Genomic DNA, 15,035 nt, shown 5'->3' on the forward strand with positions numbered 1-15,035 from the left:
GGCGTTAAGAGCTGAGGGTCCCGCAGCTCCTGGCTACGGGACCCTCAGTAATCCATAACAGGGAACCTGCCCCTGTCTTCCACTACAGGTTACAACTGTGAACAGGCGCGAACAAACAAGTGTTGAGGCGATCCTTCTGAGGCGGCTGAGTCCACCGAGGTTGGCCCCATATCTGGAGGCTGCGGGAAGCCTGCATGGGGCTGTACGGCTCTACCGGTGGAATGTTGAACTTTCCGGCGCCGTGTAGGAGGCGCTGCACATTTTCGAGGTCGTCTTGCGCAACGCCCCGGACGAGCAACCATGCGTTTGGAACGCCGGTCAGGTTGACCCGACCACGGGGGAGCCGCACTCCAGCGATTGGTTCCCGGATCCCTCGATCTTGTTCGAACGAATTGTTGGCCGGGACATACCCGAAGCAAAATCTCGCGCCGACCATTCAACTAGAGCCCGGCCCAAAGACCAGCGCGATCCGTTGCACGCTGACATTCTTGCCGCTTTGTCCCTGGGGACCTGGCGATTCCTTCTCCCAGGGCGCAAGGACCTGGGCAAGCAACTGCTCTGGAATGAAGCACTCCGCCACGCATTTCCGCATCTTCGGCGGCCGGTCCACGAACTTGAACGGGCCGTTGACGGCGTCTACCGGTTAAGAAACAGGGTGGCTCACTTGGAACCGCTGATCAACAGCAGCATCCCGGCGCAGCTTGCCAACATGAGGACAGTCATCGGTGCCATCGACCAAGCCCCGCTCTCCTGGTTCGCATCTGTGGAGAAAATCGGAGCCACCCTGAAAGCACGCCCAAACGATAGGGGCCCGCCATCGTAGTGAAGTGGCTATTAATGCTCGCAATGACGCTTTCCTCCACGGAACACAACCAGAATCGGGTGGCCATACATAGCCACAAGAGACGCATTCTCGATGATGAACGCGCAAATCGTCATTGCTAATTATGCCAGCGACTGCGCGGAACCGGGATCAGCCCTCAAAACCTCTGCATGCCACCATGGATTCGCCTGTCACGGACCGAGTGCGGCGGCCTTGCCTCAGCCAGAGGTGGTGCGCTGGTCAAACATTCGGCGGCAGCCTCCATGTTGGCGTCGGGTTTGGCGAATAATGAATTCACATGACCTAGACCCACGAATCTGCTGCCACGAAACATCAATGGCGGGGCGACAGCCTGACTGTCTCGTGTCCATGATGATGGCTGGCACTATTGTCCAGAACCAGTCTGCACCGACCAACATGGGCCTGCAAGCGCGGCCGAGAGGCGTAAGGGGCCACAACCCCGAAAGAGGTTGGGGAGGCTTCTAATCAAGCTATCGTGGTGGGCAAGCTATCGTGGTGGGCAAGCTATCGTGGTGGGCAAGCTATCGTGGTGGGCAAGCTATCGTGGTGGGCCAAGCTATCGTGGTGGGCCGGGACGGTGCCGGCCGTTCCGGGCAAGCGGACAGAATCCGGGAGTGGCACCCCGCAGGGGTTAGCCGGTTCATGAGTCTCACCTGCTCGGAGGAACCCGTATTACCCTGCCAGCTAGCCCCAGGCCAGCCGCCACCAACACTCACATCCGGTTCAGTCTCGTCGAATGATTGACACATCACACCAGCGTGTTTTATGGTTTATCTCACACCATCTAACGCGCGTTAGATAAGCGCGTTAGATGAAGTGCTTGTCCAGTAGATGTCAACGAACGGATTCTTTAACGATGAACGGGCCACGGGGCACCAGAGTGACCATGTTGGATGTGGCGAACCATGCCAGGGTTTCGCGGACCACTGTGTCGTTCGTTCTGAGTGGAAACACCGATGCTGGGATCTCAGACGAGACTCGTTTACGGGTTCAGCAGGCAGTCTCCGAACTCGGGTATCGGCCCAACGCCAGTGCCCGAGCCCTGGCTTCCAAGGAATCGAAGTTGTATGGGTTGATCACCGAAATCGTCACCGGTCCCTACGCGATGGACGTTGTTCGAGGTGCGCAGGAGCAAGCAGCCCAGGAGGGCCGAATGCTCCTGATTGCCAGCACCGATGGGAGCGATAAATCGGAACGCAAGGCGATCGAAATGATGCTTGAGCACCGAGTCGCTGGGTTGATCTACGCTACGGCATGGCACCGCGGCGTACATTTGCCCGATACCATCAGCGAGGTCCCCGCCGTTCTGGTTCACTGCTTTGACCAGAACGGCAAGTTACCGTCCATTACCCCGGATGAAAAAGCAGGCGGACACACAGCCGCCATGAGACTAATCGATGCCGGCCACCGCCGGATCGGGATGATCAATCTGGATCCAACAATTCCGGCCGCCATCGGTCGACGCGAGGGATACGTCCTTGCGCTGGCTCAATCGGGCGTTGCCCTGGATGAAAGCCTCATTATCAATGCAGGCGGGGAGGCCGACCAAGGCTACCGGGCGGCCGTCGCGCTTCTAAATGAGGCAGATCCGCCCACAGCCATCTTCTGTGCCACAGACCGCATGGCCATGGGTGCTTATGACGCCATTAAGGAACGCGGGCTGATCATTGGAGAAGACGTCTCCGTGATTGGCTTCGATAATCAAGAACTCATTTCCAACTATCTGCGCCCAAGCTTGACCACAGTTGCGCTGCCGTTTCGAGAGATGGCTGCCCTTGGCGTCAGGTCCCTGGCAGAAATTGCCTTAGGGAACGACGGCCTGGCCCGTGAGACTCTCGTTGGTTGTTCGCTCATTGAGCGGAGTTCCGTAGGCGTGCCGCACAGATCCCACTAAACAACCCCACGCTTCAACACACCCCTACCCCTTCACGCCCTCATCCAGATCTACGACGAATTGAGCTACCCCATGCCCAAAAATAAGCGTTCCACATCCCTGGCCATCCTTGCCGCATCCGCCGTGCTGGGTGCCATGGCCCTCACCGGTTGTGCTGGCGGCCACACCGCCAATGTAGGCAAGACGTCCGACGGAATTCTGCGCATCCCCCGCGAAGATACCGCCACCTTCACCAGCAACTTCAACCCCTTTTCCCCCACCGCCTTGCCTATGACCGATCAGGCAGTCTTTGAGCCGCTGCTTATTGTGAATCCCATGACCGGCAAGGCTGTCCCGTGGTTGGGCAAATCATGGACCGTTGACTCCAACGGCAAGGGCGTGACCTTCACGTTGCGAAGCGATGTCAAGTGGTCAGATGGTCAGCCCATGACTGCGGCTGATGTTGTTAGCACGTTCACCTTGGCCAAGAAGATTCAGGGCGGCTATTCCTACCTCTCGAAAGTAAGCGCGGTCAACCCGAGCACTGTTCGCTTTGATTTCAACAAGGCCTACTCACCCGGGCTGTACGAGATCGGCGCGCAGGTCATTGTGCCCGAACACGTCTGGTCTAAAGTCAGCGACCCGGCCAAGTTCACCAACGCCAACCCCGTCGGAACCGGCCCGTACACGAAGGTTTCGCATTTCCAGACCCAATCCTATGAGCTGGATAAGAACCCAAACTACTGGCAGCCGCAGAAGCAGCAGATCAACGGGATTGAAATGCTGGCCTTCGCAGGTAACTCCGGCGCCAACCTGGCCTTTGAAAACGGCGACGTCGACTGGAGCGATCAGTTCATTCCCTCGATCCAAAAGAGCTATGTGAGCAAGGACCCGGCACACCGCAAGTTCTGGTACCCCGCCACCGGCGGCACCATCCAGTGGCAGTTGAACACCACCAAGGCGCCTTTCAATGACGTGAACGTCCGCAAGGCGTTGAGCATGGCAGTGGACCGCAACCAGGTAGCAACTTTGGGCGAGTCCGGCTACACGCATCCGGCAGACTGTACCGGTCTTACCGACGGCTACGCCAGCTGGAAAGACGCGTCCATTGTCAACAGCTGTGACTGGACGAAACTCAACGTCGCCGAAGCCAACAAGATGCTAGACGCTGCCGGGTACCCGCGCGGTGCCAACGGCATCCGTTCCCTCAAGTCGGGCAAGCCCTTCGCGTTCTCGATTTCCGTGGGCTCGGCATCTTCTGACTGGATTTCCGTGGCACAGGTGATTGCCAAGAACATGCAGGCAATCGGCGTCCAGCTGACCGTCAGCTCACCGGACTGGTCACAGGTGGTTGACAGCTATTCCAAGGGCACCTTCGATACCGGAATCGTCTGGACGAACGCCGCGACAACCCCGTACGAGTTCTACCGTGGTGAGATGTCGCAAGACAGCGTTGTTCCTGTGGGCACACCCGCCAATGAGGACTACCACCGCTTCGGTGATGCCCAGGCCACCGCCCTCCTGAACCAGATGGCGGCAACGTCGGATCCGGCCACGCAGAAGACGATCGTGAACGAATTGCAGGCCCGCTTCAAGGCCACAGCGCCGGCGATTCCCCTGTTCCCGAGCCCGGTCTGGGGCGCGTACTCAGAGCAGAACTTTACCGGCTGGCCCACCGCTGCCGATCCCTATGCAACCCTTTCGGCACGTTCCAGCACCACGACCTTGGTGTTGACGTCGCTCAAACCAGTGAAGTAGCAGGCTCCCGATGAGATTTCTCCTGCGCAGGCTCGGGTTCTACCTGATCGCTTTCTGGGCCTGCATCACACTCAACTTCTTTCTTCCCCGGCTGATGCCAGGTGATCCCGTCAGTCGAATGTTTGCCCAGGTCCAGACGCAAATGCGTCCGGACCAGATAGCAGCGCTGCGCCAGCTTTTCGGCTTGACCGACAAGCCGGTATGGCAGCAGTACCTTGACTACATCGGCAATATTTTTCGGGGCAACATGGGTATTTCCCTTTCCCGCTTCCCTACGCCGGTTTCCTCGGTGATCAGCTCCGAAATTGGGTGGACGCTACTGCTGGGTGCCACTTCCCTGGTCATTGCCGTGGTGTTGGGAAACTTGCTCGGCATCATGGCAGCCTGGAGGCGGGGAAGATTCCTTGACTCGGTATTCCCACCGTTGCTCGTCTTTGTAGGTTCATTCCCGTACTTTTGGCTGGCCATGGCAGCCTTGTACCTATTTGGCATCGTGTTGGGTTGGTTCCCGCTCAACCACGCATTTACCGACGGTGTGGAGGCTTCGTGGAGCTTCAGCTATGTAGCCGACGTCGCCAATCACCTCGTGTTGCCAGCGCTGACAATCGTTTTGGTCTCCATTGGCGGATGGATGCTGGGCATGCGTAACACCATGATTGCGACGACAGCCGAGGATTACATCACGATGGCCCGGGCCAAGGGGTTGCGCTCGGGGCGGATCATGTTCCACTATGCGGCCCGAAACGCCATGTTGCCCTCGATCACCTCCTTCGGCATGTCCCTGGGCTTCGTGGTGGGTGGTGCTCTTCTGACTGAGACGGTCTTTGCCTACCCTGGCATTGGCTATCAGCTCCTGAATTCCGTGCAGGCGCTGGATTATCCGCTGACCCAGGGAATCTTCCTGACCATTACGACCGCGGTGTTGGCTGCGAACTTCCTCGTCGACATTATCTACGTACGCCTGGACCCGCGGGTCCGGGTCAGCTAAGGACTACTCGCCATGTCAATTTCCCAGTCACAAAGACAGACCGTCACGCAAGGAGACGATGCGACCCCGCCGTCTGCCAAACGAAGCATCCTTGCCAGGGTCACTGGCGGCGGCCTGGTCCACGGCCTGCTCACCAATAAAAAGGCACTGTTTGGATTGACCATTCTGTTCCTCTTTGTCTTGCTGGCCGTCCTGGCACCGTTGCTGTCGCCCGGCAACCCGTCGAATTTCACCGCAGACGTCTCGGCCGCCCCGTCATCGGATCATTGGCTCGGTACCACGGCGAAGGGCCAGGATGTCCTGGCGTTGACGTTGTGGGGATCGAGAAGCTCGCTGTCAGTGGGCTTCACGGTGGGGCTCATTGCAACCTTCATCGGTTGCCTTGTCGGCATCGCCTCGGCCTATTTCGGAAAGGTGACTGATGAGTTGCTCTCGCTGTTGACCAATATTTTCCTCCTGATCCCGGGTTTGCCGCTGCTGGTCGTGCTCGCTGCGTTTCTGCCGCCCGGACCCGCCACGGTCGTCATTGTCCTTGTCATTACTGGCTGGGCGGGCAGTGCACGTGTTTTGCGTTCTCAAGCACTCTCGATTCGCGGCAAGGACTTTGTGGCGGCGGCCATTGTCACGGGTGAGAAGACGTGGCGGATCATGTTCCTGGAGATCATGCCGAACATGGCATCGATCGTTATGAGCACCCTGCTGGGCTGCGTCATCTACGGCATCGGCGCCCAAGCGGGATTGGAGTTCCTGGGCCTTGGCGACACCTCTTCAGTGAGCTGGGGAACCAATCTGTATTGGGCCAATAACGACGGCGCCATGATGACAGGTGATTGGTGGGTTCTTATTCCCTCGGGTCTGGCCATCGCACTCATCGCCTTTGCCCTGGCCATGATCAACTATGCCGTTGACGAGGTAACGAATCCTCGCCTGCGCGCAGAAAAGAAGGACTAACTATGAGCATCATCTTGCAGGGCGGACCCGACGTCAGCGCTCGTGAGACGTTGAAACCGGTGTTGAGCATCAAGGACCTGAGCGTCAGTTACACGACTGGCCTGGGAACGGTTAGCGCCGTCGACGGCGTCAGCCTGGACATCAATGCCGGTGAAATCTTCGGACTGGCCGGTGAATCCGGCTGTGGAAAGTCAACCATCGCCAACGCCATCATGCGCTTGCTTCAGTCACCAGCCAAAGTCACCGGTGGAAGTATTGAGCTTAACCAGCGCAATGTGTTGAGGCTCAGTGATGAGGAATTGCGTCGAACGCGCTGGCGTGAGATGTCCATGGTCTTCCAAAGTGCCATGAACGCCATGAACCCCGTCATGACCATCGGCGAGCAGATCATGGATGTTTTCACGACCCATGAAAAAATGCCCAAGAAGGAAGCCCGAGAGCGCGCGGCCCATCTACTGAGCCTGGTGGATATCAAGGCAGACCGGCTCAAGTCCTATCCGCATCAGCTCTCCGGCGGAATGCGCCAACGCGTCGTTATTGCCATTGCGCTGGCGCTCAACCCTTCGCTACTCATCATGGATGAGCCCACCACCGCCCTGGACGTGGTGGTCCAGCGAGACATCATGGCGCAGATCAAAGAGCTCCAGCAATCGTTGGGATTCTCGGTTCTGTTCATCACCCACGACATCTCGTTGATGGTCGAGTTCTCGCACCGCATGGCCGTCATGTACGCCGGACGATTGGTGGAGGTGGCACCGTCAAACGGTCTGCTCGATGATCCTTTGCACCCGTACACCATGGCACTCATGAACGCTTTCCCGCCGCTGAGCGGTCCACGGACCGAACTGTTGGGACTGCCGGACGCGCCCCCGTCGTCGGCCGGGCGTCCGTCTGGTTGCAGCTTTCATCCGCGGTGCCCGATGGCGGTGGACTCCTGTCGGATCCAGGATCCTGTTCTGCGCCCGGCCGCCGAAACCCACGATGCGGCCTGTTTGCTGGTTCCGGAATTTGTCGCACCCTCCGAAAGGCGCGCCCAATGAGCATCCCAAGCAATCTCGAAACCGTACAGGGAACAAAGGCCCCATCCCTGGTTCAAGTCCGAAATCTGAGCAAGGATTATCACAGTGGATCGTTCCCCTTCCGTTCCACGGTCCCGGCGGTCAAGAATGTCTCGTTCGACATAGGCCAAGGTGAGATTGTGGCTCTGGTGGGTGAATCAGGCAGTGGAAAAAGCACCATTGCCCGGATACTGGCCCGGTTGGAGCAGCCAAGCAAAGGGTCGCTCATATTGGACGGGGAAGATATCTTTGCCACCCAAAAGCGCAAGGCTTCCATGGCCTACCGGGGCAAGGTGCAGATGGTTTTCCAGGACCCCTTCGGATCCCTCAACCCAGCACATCGCATAGAACATTTCCTGACCCGGCCCCTCCTGCTGCACCAAGGCTTCGCTGGAACGAACGCACTCCGCTTTAAGGTTCGCGAACTGATCGCCACCGTCGGGCTCGATGAAGCCATGCTTGAGCGCTATCCGCACCAACTCTCCGGCGGTCAGCGTCAACGCGTGGCCATCGCACGGGCCCTGGCTGCGGAACCTGAGATCATCCTCGCAGATGAACCCACTTCGATGCTGGATGTGTCTGTGCGGATCGGCATCCTTAATCTGATGCGAAGGCTTCGCGATGACCGCGGCGTGTCCATGCTGTACATCACCCACGACCTTGCCTCCGCCCGCTACATCGCCGATAAAACCATGGTCATGTGTGCCGGCGAGCTGGTTGAAGGCGGCGAAAGCCTGGAATTGATGGCCAACCCCCACCACCCCTATACACAGCTCCTGCTCTCCGCTGTTCCTGACGCCAGGGGCGCCAATCGGGCGCCCCGCACAGCCGGCCCGGGAGAGCACTACAAGTCACCAACCGGACCCGGCCAGCGGGTCCAACTCAGTGACTCCCATTGGGCCTTGGGTTATCCTTCCGCCGGGTAACCGAGAGTCCCGTCCCGCACACCCATTTACCTGCCTTGGCATCCACAACTACCTGCCTGGGCACCAACGCGCACGCCGCGAATTGAGACCTGACACCATGAATACGCAACATACGGCGGTCGACACTGTCCGTCCGGAACTTCACTACACCGCCCGAAATACCTGGCTCAACGATCCCAACGGACTAATATTCCATGGCGGTCTTTACCACCTCTACTATCAAACCAACCCGCTCGGCTCGGCCTGGGGGAACATGTCATGGGGTCATGCGACCTCGAGAGACCTGTTCACGTGGACCGAGCAAGACATAGCCATCGGGGTCGAAGCCCACGAAGAAATATTCTCCGGCAGCATTGTTTTTGACGCACGCAACACTTCGGGTTTGGGCACCACGTTGCAGCCGCCGTTGGTCGCCATCTATACCAGTGCCTACACGAAAGCCTCGGCTCACGCTGGCCTGCAGGCCCAATCGCTGGCCTACAGTCTTGACGGCGGCTACACCTGGAAAAAGTATGCCAACAACCCGGTATTGAATCGGAACTCGACTGATTTCCGCGATCCCAAGGTGTTCCGCTACGACTCCGGAGTCGAATCGTTTTGGGTCATGGTGGCGGTGGAAGCAGTGGAGCACACAGTGGTTCTCTACCGTTCGGCGGATTTGAAGGCTTGGCAGTACCTGAGCAGCTTCGGCCCCGCCAATGCGACGGGAGGAATCTGGGAATGCCCTGACTTGTTCCCACTGGCCTTGGACGGTGACAGCTGTACGGTCAAATGGGTTTTGAGTGTAAATATGAACCCGGGAGGGCCCAACGGCGGATCGGCCGGCCAGTACTTCGTTGGCCATTTTGATGGCATGACTTTTACTTCCGAAACCACCGTCGACACGGGTGCCCACACGCAAGGCCAGCTCGAGAAGTATCAATGGCTGGACTGGGGGCGGGACTACTATGCGGCTGTTTCGTTCAATGATGTTCCCGATGGGCGACGGATCATGGTGGGGTGGATGAACAATTGGGAGTATGCCAATGAGACCCCCACAGTTCCTTGGCGTAGCCAGATGGCACTCCCCAGGGCGGTGGAACTAGCCACCATTGATGGCCAGCCGCGGCTGGTCCAACGCCCGGCACCAGAAATCTGCACCCAGTTCGGTCCGGCTCCGGTCCTCAAGGCCGATGCCGTCCCCGTCCCCGAGGGCACCCATCCGCTAGAAGCGGATGGCCCCGTGCTTCTGATCGAGGCGGAATTCGCCCCGGGGACGGCAGCAGAATTCGGATTCATTGTTCGCAAGGGTACTGACGAAGGAACCCGGATCGGCATTGCGCCGGCACTGGGCCAGATCAGCATTGACCGCCAGGTCTCCGGCCATGTTGATTTTCACACCACATTCCCCTCGATAGACAGTGCACCCCTTGTCGCGACCGGGGGAAAGTACACGCTTACCGTGGTGGTTGACCACTGTTCGGTTGAAGTATTCGCCCATCCCGGAGAGGTGTCATTGGCGGACCTGATTTTCCCGCTCGAGGAGAGTACCGGCGTGAGCGTCTATTCCATAGGCGGTACGGCCACCCTGGAAAAGCTGCATGTATACGCCCCGACAGAACCCTCCCTGGACCTAGGCCACCTATCGAACGACTCGGGCGCCTCAGCCCGCGGCTAGAAACCGGTGACCGCCTTGGCGCATCCCACGATCTTGATCGGCGGTGCTTTGGGGCCTGAACCGAGCCTTGGCGCGGGCGGGGATCCTGATCTCCTGGTTTTCTCAGCACGAGGCGACGGAACACCGGCCTTCGCCACCGCACCCGAGATGGAACAGCTGCACCCCCAGCACACCAGCGCTCCGGGTCGCCTGCTGGTGAGCGGCGGGACCCCGGTCCCGACGCCCGACGGGCGCGTGCGCCCGCACGTCCTGGCGGACCAGTCCGCCGTCGAAATCTTTGCGAACGGCAAGCCGCCCGCCGCCCGCGTGTGCCCAGCCCTGGGCCGGGAATGCGTGAGTCTGGCGGCCGCCGCAGGAACCGCGCGGCTGCCTGCCTTCGATCCCTGGACCACCGGCGGGATATTCGAAGGCGAGTCACGCCTGTTTCCCTGACCCTCCCTGACCCCGACTTGCCCCTTTAATCTGCCCCCTGCGGGCAGGATCACGATGAGAATGAAAGCAGGAGTTGCATGAAAGAAACACGCAGCACACCGGACACAGCCGCCCCGGGCTCGGGAGTCAGCAGACGATTGATGGTCGCCGGCGCAGGAGCCGCGGCGTTGAGCTGTCTCGTTGCCCCGGCGATGGCCACGCAGGCCGTGGCAGCACCGGCTGCCACGGCAGACAGCGGGCGCCAGCGCCAGCGTCCGGAATACCACTTCAGTGTGCCGGACAACTGGAAGAACGACCCGCAACGGCCCATTTTCGTCAACGGCGAATACTTGTACTACTACCTGTACAACGCCGATTACGTCGAGGGCGGAGGAGGCACGTCGTGGCGTCTGGCCACCACACGGGATCATGTGGCTTTCCGGGACCAGGGCGTCGCCATCCCGAAGTTTTCGAATGCGAACGGCGACTGCTGGTCCGGGAGCCTCGTGGTCGATGAGCAGAACACGGCGGGCTACGGCAAAGGTGCGGTGATCGCCATCGTTACGCAGGCCCCAGGCGGCAAGCAGGCGCAGTTCCTCTGGTACTCCACCGACGGCGGCCGCAGTTTCAAGGCGGGCAGCGAAACACCCGTGCTCCCGAATCCCGGCGTTCAGGATTTCCGCGACCCGAAGATCATCTGGGACGCCGAACGCGGGCGTTGGCTCCTGGCGAACGCCGAAGGCAGCAAGCTCGGGTTCTACATCTCGCCGGACCTCCATTCCTGGACCCGGGTGGGTGAGTTCGTGCGCACCGACCTCGGTCTCCTGGAGTGCCCGGACATTTTCCGGATGACGGCCGAGGACGGCACAGCCCATTGGGTTCTGGGCACCAGCGCCAACGGCAAGGGCCGGGGGCTGCCGGCGACCTACGCATACTGGACCGGCGTCTTCGACGGCAGTTCCTTCACGCCGGACCATCCCGATCCGGAATGGCTTGACTTCGGTTTTGACTTTTACGGGGCAGTCACCTATGCCCATCACAATGCTTTGGGGGCGGAGGACGACACGCTTCGCCGGGCGATCGGTTGGGCGAACTTCTGGGACTACCCCCACAACACACCAACCCTCGCCACTGATGGCTACAACGGTGACGACATGATCGTGCGCGACGTCCGCCTGAAACAGGGCGACGGTGGCTATTACCTCGCTTCCACCCCCACGTCCGCGGTCGTGAATTATGTAACGCGCACCCATAGCCTAGGAGACGTTGTGGTAGCGGGAACACGCGACCTCGATGTCCGCGCCCTCGCCTACGACCTGACCTGCGAGCTCGTGTGGGATCGCGCTGCCACACCTGACAACGTAGGTCTTGAGCTATGCCGCGCACCCGGTGGCGGGAGGCATGTCGCCGCCGGTGCAGTCCTGCGAAGCCCCTACGCCTACGTGAACCGGAGTCCGACTATCAACCCGACGGCCGGCGAAACTCGAACCCCGCTCGATACATCGACGGGACGCCTCAAGTTGCGCCTCCTCGTCGACCGCACCAGTGTCGAGATGTTCGTCGGAGACGGGCGCGTCGTACACTCACACCGAGTGTTCCCGCTCGACGGCGATAATCGCATTCGTCTCTACGTAAATGAAGGAAGCGCCACGTTCCGTGATCTGACAATTCGCGAACTGGAAGTGACACAATAGCGCGTTCCCAGTTCCTCTCGAGGAGAACGGTGACGATCAAGGCTTTCGAAACGCAAGAACATCCAGGTGTCCTTCGGGCCTCCGCGTGTTTGCCCTGGCGGACAGGACCCTCATCCAGCGCTTCGGCAAATATGCGGCCGCCACCGCACTGCAGTCACTGCCATGATCAGTGCAGGCAAGCTGGATGCGAGAGCCCGAGGCTTCGCTGATGGTCCTCGGACTCACGCACCGTCGGCAATCCCCACCACCAGCTTCTTAAGAGAGACAGACCATGAATTACCTCAATACGAGCCGGCACGACACCAACCGGATTCTGGACGTCATCGTCATCGTCATCGGCGAAGCCCTCACCGACGTCGTCGTCAGACCCGAAGGCCTGAGCGAACACCCCGGCGGATCCCCTGCAAACGTGGCATATGGCCTAGGGCGCCTGGGCGTCAGCACCGGCCTGTTAACCGCCCTCGGCCACGACGCCCGTGGCGCGGCCATCGAAACACACCTGCGCAGCGCCGGTGTGACGATACTGCCCGGCGCCTACTGCCTAAACAGGACCTCTTCAGCCACGGCAACCCTGGCCAAGGACGGAGCCACCAGCTACGATTTCGACGTCGCCTGGGACCTTAAGCCGCTCAACCCGGACTACGTTCCCAAGGTGCTCCACACCGGCTCGATCGCAACCTTCCTCGCACCGGGGGCCGACACTGCCAAGACGCTCCTGCAACACAGCCACCGCGACTGCATCGTCAGCTATGACCCCAACATCAGGCCCGCCCTGCTCGGCAGCCACACCGAAGCCCTATCAACTTTTGAAGACTTCATCAGCCTCACCGACGTCGTGAAACTCAGCGACGAAGACGCCGCCTGGCTCTACCCCCGCATGAACCTTGATGACGTCGCCACGCGCCTGTTGGGAATGGGTGCCGGGCTGGCCGTCATCACCCAAGGCCCACAAGGCTCACTGATGGCCACACCCGCCACCCGTCTCACCATCCCAGCCGTCCAATCAACCGTTACGGACACCATCGGCGCCGGCGACTCCTACATGGCAGCTCTGATCATGGGACTACTCACCCGCAGCACCGCCGGTTACACTCCCAGCGTGTTGGAGCAACTAGGCCGCACCGCTTCCATGGCCGCCGCCATAACCGTGCGGCGTCCGGGAGCCAACCCGCCCACCACCGATGAATTGCGGACCCACCTAAAACAACCAGCGGCCTTCTAGCCTGAACCGCCTGCCCCGGCGCTACCGATCCGGGAACACCGACCACATGCCCAACTGAGAGGAAACATACACATGGAATACAGGAAACTGGGCACATCAGGCATGTACATCAGCGCCCTGGCCTATGGAAACTGGGCCACCCACGGCGAACAGATCGAAACTGACGCGGCCACCACCTGCGTCCGCCAGGCCCTGGACCTGGGCATCACCACCTTCGACACGGCCGACGCCTACGCCGGCACCCGTGCGGAGCAGATGCTCGGTGTGGCGCTCTCCGGCGTACGGCGCGAAAGCATCGAGATCTTCACAAAGGTCTACTTCCCCACCGGCGGAGGGCGGAATGACCGTGGCTTGTCCCGCAAGCACATCATGGAATCCATCAATGCCTCGCTGATCCGCCTGGGCACGGACTACGTTGACCTGTACCAGGCACATCGGTACGACTACGAAACGCCGCTGGAGGAGACGATGCAGGCCTTCGCCGACATCGTCCGCGCCGGTAAGGCCCACTACATCGGAGTCTCTGAATGGACCGTGGAGGAAATCCGCGCTGGGGCCGGACTGGCCCGCGAACTGGGCATCCGCCTCGTCTCCAACCAGCCCCAGTACTCACTGCTCTGGCGGGTCATCGAAACCGAAATCGTCCCCGCCTGCGTGGAACTCGGTCTCGGACAAATCTGCTGGTCACCGATGGCCCAAGGAGTGCTGACCGGAAAATACGTGCCAGGTCAGGCAGCGCCGGCAGCGTCCCGCTTTACGGGCGAAAACGGCCAGCTCACCTCGGACAATCGATACCTGACCGATGCCATCCTTACCCGAGTCCAGCGGCTCAAACCCCTCGCCGCGGACGCCGGGCTGTCCCTGCCCGCCCTCGCCGTCGCCTGGGTGCTGCAAAACCCCAACGTCTCGGCCGCCATTGTCGGCGCCTCACGCCCGGAACAGCTCAAAGATACAGCCGAGGCAGCCGGGGTGACCCTCGAACCGTCTTTGATGGCCCTGATCGACGACGTTTTACATCCCGTCATCGAACAAGACCCGTCGCGGGTTGAATCATTCCTGGAACGCCCGTGAGGAAGCGAACCACACCGATGTACGGGCCCAGATGCCATGACGTGTCCGACCAACTGGCATGCGTGAGGGGTTTTTGGGTTAAATTCCCGAAAGGCGACTAGGCAGACGGGCCTAGAGCCATCATGTGTTTGTGTCGTTTGTGAGTAACGTTGCTCGGTTCTCACTGACCACCTCAGGATGGCTCTTCACGTCAGAAATCCGATAATCTCGCTGCCTGTATATTTTGGTGTGTCGTTGACCCCCATAAGCGTTGAGTTCTAGCCCATAAAGACCATGCGAGCGCTCCAACGACACACAGTGTCCGGCATCCTTACGGCCTACCTGATCATGGGAACTCAAAACGTCTTTACCATGCCCGGCATTCAAATCACCGACCTTAGTGAAGCCGGCCCGAGCGGGCGGGCTCGAATCGTTGGCCGGTTGACAGTTGGCCGGGCGTGTTAGCGGCCACGAGAAAATGGCCACCGGCGGCCAATAGGATTTCGGCAAACACGCACCGTATGGCCACGAAGTGTGCCCGCTGGCGGCCAGACGCATCGCCCCTGCATCCACCGTCAAATGACAGGTAGAAGGGTGTTCAGC

The 15,035-nt window shown here is 60.1% G+C and carries 11 protein-coding genes; all 11 read left to right on the forward strand.

All coding sequences use genetic code 11. From position 1 onward, the window contains the following. The first annotated feature begins 1,730 nt into the window (after window positions 1-1,730). The 11 genes from G6035_RS05715 (at window position 1,731) to G6035_RS05765 (ending at window position 14,453) form a co-directional block, all read left to right on the forward strand. Complete coding sequence (locus G6035_RS05715; RefSeq protein WP_256127776.1) at window positions 1,731-2,738, forward strand: LacI family DNA-binding transcriptional regulator; 1,008 nt, start codon at window positions 1,731-1,733, stop codon at window positions 2,736-2,738. A 72-nt stretch (window positions 2,739-2,810) separates the two neighbouring features. Beyond that, window positions 2,811-4,475, forward strand: a complete 1,665-nt coding sequence (locus tag G6035_RS05720) for an ABC transporter substrate-binding protein (RefSeq protein WP_176616100.1) — start codon at window positions 2,811-2,813, stop codon at window positions 4,473-4,475. A gap of 10 nt (window positions 4,476-4,485) precedes the next feature. Continuing rightward, window positions 4,486-5,463: an ABC transporter permease gene (locus tag G6035_RS05725; protein ID WP_176616101.1), complete on the forward strand. Its 978-nt coding sequence runs from the start codon at window positions 4,486-4,488 to the stop codon at window positions 5,461-5,463. A 12-nt stretch (window positions 5,464-5,475) separates the two neighbouring features. Beyond that, window positions 5,476-6,414, forward strand: coding sequence for an ABC transporter permease (locus G6035_RS05730; RefSeq protein ID WP_176616102.1), 939 nt, complete (start codon window positions 5,476-5,478; stop codon window positions 6,412-6,414). 2 nt (window positions 6,415-6,416) lie between these two features. Continuing rightward, window positions 6,417-7,454 carry an ABC transporter ATP-binding protein gene (locus G6035_RS05735; RefSeq protein ID WP_176616103.1) on the forward strand — a complete coding sequence of 346 codons (1,038 nt, stop codon included), beginning with the start codon at window positions 6,417-6,419 and terminating at the stop codon, window positions 7,452-7,454. Then, window positions 7,451-8,398 carry an ABC transporter ATP-binding protein gene (locus tag G6035_RS05740; RefSeq protein WP_176616104.1) on the forward strand — a complete coding sequence of 316 codons (948 nt, stop codon included), beginning with the start codon at window positions 7,451-7,453 and terminating at the stop codon, window positions 8,396-8,398. The genes G6035_RS05735 and G6035_RS05740 overlap by 4 nt, the downstream gene beginning before the upstream one ends. 97 nt (window positions 8,399-8,495) lie before the next feature. After that, on the forward strand, window positions 8,496-10,055 hold the full coding sequence (locus G6035_RS05745; protein ID WP_176616105.1) for a glycoside hydrolase family 32 protein: 1,560 nt from the start codon (window positions 8,496-8,498) through the stop codon (window positions 10,053-10,055). Window positions 10,056-10,061: 6 nt separating this feature from the next. Then, window positions 10,062-10,487 carry a hypothetical protein gene (locus tag G6035_RS05750; RefSeq protein WP_176616106.1) on the forward strand — a complete coding sequence of 142 codons (426 nt, stop codon included), beginning with the start codon at window positions 10,062-10,064 and terminating at the stop codon, window positions 10,485-10,487. A gap of 77 nt (window positions 10,488-10,564) precedes the next feature. Next, window positions 10,565-12,160: a glycoside hydrolase family 32 protein gene (locus tag G6035_RS05755; RefSeq protein WP_256127762.1), complete on the forward strand. Its 1,596-nt coding sequence runs from the start codon at window positions 10,565-10,567 to the stop codon at window positions 12,158-12,160. Window positions 12,161-12,431: 271 nt separating this feature from the next. Beyond that, the gene (locus G6035_RS05760) at window positions 12,432-13,382 is read left to right on the forward strand and encodes a carbohydrate kinase (protein ID WP_176616107.1); all 951 of its coding nucleotides are present in this window, start codon (window positions 12,432-12,434) and stop codon (window positions 13,380-13,382) included. 72 nt (window positions 13,383-13,454) lie between these two features. Then, entirely contained in the window at window positions 13,455-14,453 is a 999-nt protein-coding gene (locus G6035_RS05765) for an aldo/keto reductase family protein (RefSeq protein ID WP_176616108.1), read from the forward strand. Window positions 14,454-15,035 lie beyond the last annotated feature (582 nt).

Source organism: Arthrobacter sp. SDTb3-6 (assembly GCF_013376095.1).
GTDB lineage: Bacteria > Actinomycetota > Actinomycetes > Actinomycetales > Micrococcaceae > Specibacter.

Bases quoted from the DNA above. Each gene is read 5' to 3' on its own strand.
- G6035_RS05765 (WP_176616108.1), top strand. From the start codon at position 13,455: ATGGAATACAGGAAACTGGGCACATCAGGCATGTACATCAGCGCCCTG.
- G6035_RS05755 (WP_256127762.1), top strand. From the start codon at position 10,565: ATGAAAGAAACACGCAGCACACCGGACACAGCCGCCCCGGGCTCGGGA.
- G6035_RS05720 (WP_176616100.1), top strand. From the start codon at position 2,811: ATGCCCAAAAATAAGCGTTCCACATCCCTGGCCATCCTTGCCGCATCC.
- G6035_RS05735 (WP_176616103.1), top strand. From the start codon at position 6,417: ATGAGCATCATCTTGCAGGGCGGACCCGACGTCAGCGCTCGTGAGACG.
- G6035_RS05730 (WP_176616102.1), top strand. From the start codon at position 5,476: ATGTCAATTTCCCAGTCACAAAGACAGACCGTCACGCAAGGAGACGAT.
- G6035_RS05745 (WP_176616105.1), top strand. From the start codon at position 8,496: ATGAATACGCAACATACGGCGGTCGACACTGTCCGTCCGGAACTTCAC.
- G6035_RS05760 (WP_176616107.1), top strand. From the start codon at position 12,432: ATGAATTACCTCAATACGAGCCGGCACGACACCAACCGGATTCTGGAC.
- G6035_RS05740 (WP_176616104.1), top strand. From the start codon at position 7,451: ATGAGCATCCCAAGCAATCTCGAAACCGTACAGGGAACAAAGGCCCCA.
- G6035_RS05725 (WP_176616101.1), top strand. From the start codon at position 4,486: ATGAGATTTCTCCTGCGCAGGCTCGGGTTCTACCTGATCGCTTTCTGG.
- G6035_RS05715 (WP_256127776.1), top strand. From the start codon at position 1,731: ATGTTGGATGTGGCGAACCATGCCAGGGTTTCGCGGACCACTGTGTCG.